The organism is Sulfoacidibacillus thermotolerans, from assembly GCF_003144315.1.
Lineage (GTDB): Bacteria > Bacillota > Bacilli > Alicyclobacillales > SLC66 > Sulfoacidibacillus > Sulfoacidibacillus thermotolerans.
In genome coordinates this window covers 1-2,966 of the sequence record NZ_MPDK01000059.1, presented here as the reverse complement: position 1 = coordinate 2,966, position 2,966 = coordinate 1, and the positions used below count along the sequence as shown (strand labels likewise).

At 50.0% G+C, this 2,966-nt stretch carries 2 protein-coding genes and 1 pseudogene; all 3 read left to right on the top strand.

The window, feature by feature from the left end:
• Positions 1-206: pseudogene (locus BM613_RS15240) on the top strand (transcriptional regulator, RpiR family protein); the annotation flags it as partial.
• Between the two features lie 12 nt (positions 207-218).
• Positions 219-1,472 (top strand): M20 family metallo-hydrolase, encoded by a 1,254-nt coding sequence (locus BM613_RS14125; protein ID WP_109431805.1) that lies wholly within the window; start codon positions 219-221, stop codon positions 1,470-1,472.
• Between the two features lie 43 nt (positions 1,473-1,515).
• Positions 1,516-2,868 (top strand): amidohydrolase family protein, encoded by a 1,353-nt coding sequence (locus BM613_RS14120; RefSeq protein WP_109431804.1) that lies wholly within the window; start codon positions 1,516-1,518, stop codon positions 2,866-2,868.
• The last annotated feature ends 98 nt before the right edge of the window (positions 2,869-2,966 follow it).

The following is a 2,966-nucleotide window of genomic DNA, read 5'->3' as shown; positions in this document are numbered from 1 at the left end:
GTTCCCCACTCGCACGTTATGCGGACCTCACGCTCGCTGTGCCAGTGACGACAGCCTCGCTGTTTGACTCTTATGCCGCACCAATTACTGCGCTAAATCTCCTTGTTCGCGAAGTGGCCAAGCAAACGGCGGAACAAAGTCAAACCCGACTTGCTCATTTGGAACAACACGATCAAACAAAAAAGGTGTATTTCACCACAGATTAGGGAGAGATTTCCATGGCCATCGCACTACAAAAATGTCATATGGAACGCTTCAAAGCGCGCTTTGAACGGATGTCAGAAATAGGTTCGACAGGAGATGGGGGGGTCAATCGCCCATTTGGCAGCATCGCTGACCTCGAATTGCGCAAGTATCTGATACAACTCGCTCGCGAGGAAGTTGGACTTGAGGTTTCAACTGATCCTATTGCAAACATTTGGGGCATCCACAAGGGGAGACAGAATCTTCCGGCAATTGCACTCGGTTCCCATCACGATTCGGTTCCTCATGGGGGACGATTCGATGGACCACTTGGCATTCTTGTCGCATTAGAAGTGATTCAGACGCTCATCGAATCTGACTATCCCAATCGGCATCCACTCGCTTTTGTGTCTTTTACAGCCGAAGAACCGAATCCTTTTAACCTGTCCACACTAGGAAGTCGAACTGTTGCCGGAAAACTTAGTAAAGAGCAACTGTTGCAGACCACAGATGATCAAAATCGGCCTTTATCTATGGCTATAACAGCTGCAGGTGGCAACCTTTTACGCGTCTCAGAAGCACAAAAATCAGCACAAGATCTCTTTGCTTTTCTTGAGTTACACATCGAACAGGGGCGCCGCCTTGAACAAGCAAAGATCCCCCTTGGTGTCGTGACGGGAATTTGCGGAATTTATCGCGAGCAAATCACGATCGTCGGAGAGGCTAACCACGCGGGTACCACCATGATGCAAGATCGTCACGACGCGCTCTTAGCAGGTGCACAAGTCGCACTCGCACTTGAAGAACTTGTGGCATCCGCTGCTTCAGACGATCTTGTAGGTACAGTCGGCCACTTTGTCATTTCACCAAATGCGGCAAATATAATCCCTGGCAGCTGTGAACTACACGTCGAGATTCGGGGTGCCACCACAGCAAATATCCATGCTACAGCACATACCTTTGGAAAAAAAGTCGCCGCGATTGCAAAGGAGCGCGGCGTTGCGATCACGCGGCGCGTCATCCTTGACCAAGCCCCGCAACTGCTGTCCGAAGATCTGATCGAACTGTTTTTACGCACAGCAAATCATCAATCTATCCCCAGTAAACCGCTTTTTAGCATGGCGGGACATGATGCTACACACATTGCAAGTTTCACGCGCGCAGGAATGCTGTTTGTTCCAAGTATCGGGGGGAAGAGTCACTGCAACGAAGAATTTACTAGATTCGAAGATATAGAAACCGCCTTGCAAGTGCTGCTTGAAGCGGTGGTGCAATTAGATCAGCTCTAAATCGCAGTATAGCTCCTCTAGATCAATTGAAAGGACAGAGACCATGATTACCATTTATAAAGCAGAATACACTTTCATCGACGATCGCTTTCACAAAGATCAGGCGCTTGCTGTGCAGGGAGATCATATCCTCGACATCGGATCTTTTGCTGTTTTATGTTCTCGCTATCCAGAGGCCATCATCGAAGATTGGTCAGGGTATGCGCTCTTTCCAGGCACCATCAACGCCCATAATCACTCTTTTCAAAGCCTATTGCGCGGGATCGCAACGGATGAACCTTTTCTCGTGTGGCGTGATCAAGCACTCTATAAATACACTCCAGCGCTAGATGCGCAGACGCTGTATGCTGGCGCCTTACTCGCATTCGGTGAAATGCTAAAATATGGAGTAACGACGGTCGCAGACTTTTTCTATGTGCATGGCAATGGAATCGAGAATGACGAGGCGATTCTGAAAGCTGCCGATGACCTAGGAATCCGCTTTGTCATGGCGCGTACCATGTACGACTGGGACGGTGCGCCGTTTTCCTACCGTGAAACCGTGGCTGACGCTGTCACACGCACTCGAACACTTGCCAAGCGCTATGCCGCCCATCCCCGTTTAACCATACACCCTGCACCACATAGTCCGCATGCTGCTTCACCAGAAATGATTCAGGCTGGCCACCACTTAGCAAAAGAATTAGATGTCCCCTTTCACATTCACGTTGCAGAAGAAATGTTCGAAGTCAATGACATTTTACGTGACTATGGAGCACGCCCTATCCATTATCTCGATCAACTGGGCGTCGTAGACGAATCTTTACTCGCCATTCACCTTGTGTGGCTTGAACAATCAGAAATTGATCTACTTGGCGCACGCAAAGCGTCCCTTGCATACTGCCCATCAAGCAACATGTTTTTAGCCGACGGAGTGACCAAGATTCCCGAGTTATTACAAGCTGGCGTGCGCATTGCGCTAGGAACTGACGGAGGTTGCAGCAACAATCGCATCAGCGTCTTTGAAGAGATGCGCATGACAGCACTTTTACAAAAAGTGCATCGCCTCGACGCCACAGCCCTTGGCGCCCTCGATACACTCACTATGGGTACACGTAACGGCGCAGAAATTTTGCGCTTGCAGACAGGGAAGATCGCACCAGCATACGCTGCAGATTTTGTAGCACTCGATCTGACTGACCTGTCTTTGCAACCTTTCTCCCCCGAACTCTTACCCGCACACATCGTCTATAGCATGCAGCCGACAGCAATCAGACGCGTCGTCATCGCTGGCAAGGAGGTGATGCGAGATGGAGCCATCCTCACCGTACCTGAAAAACGCATCAGAAACTTAGTAGCAGATGCGCAGGAGCGCTTTGCCCAGATTGAAAATACAACCTCTGCAAACCAATCATAAATTCTAAGGAGGGGTTTTGATGAACGTTGATCGAGTAGGAGGGGGCGGCTAGCCCCCGACCTCTCACACCACCGTACATGCGGGTCCGCATACGGCGG

What these genes read in the sequence shown, in the direction of transcription:
- BM613_RS14125 (WP_109431805.1), top strand. Translation starts at nt 219, where the DNA reads ATGGCCATCGCACTACAAAAATGTCATATGGAACGCTTCAAAGCGCGC.
- BM613_RS14120 (WP_109431804.1), top strand. Translation starts at nt 1,516, where the DNA reads ATGATTACCATTTATAAAGCAGAATACACTTTCATCGACGATCGCTTT.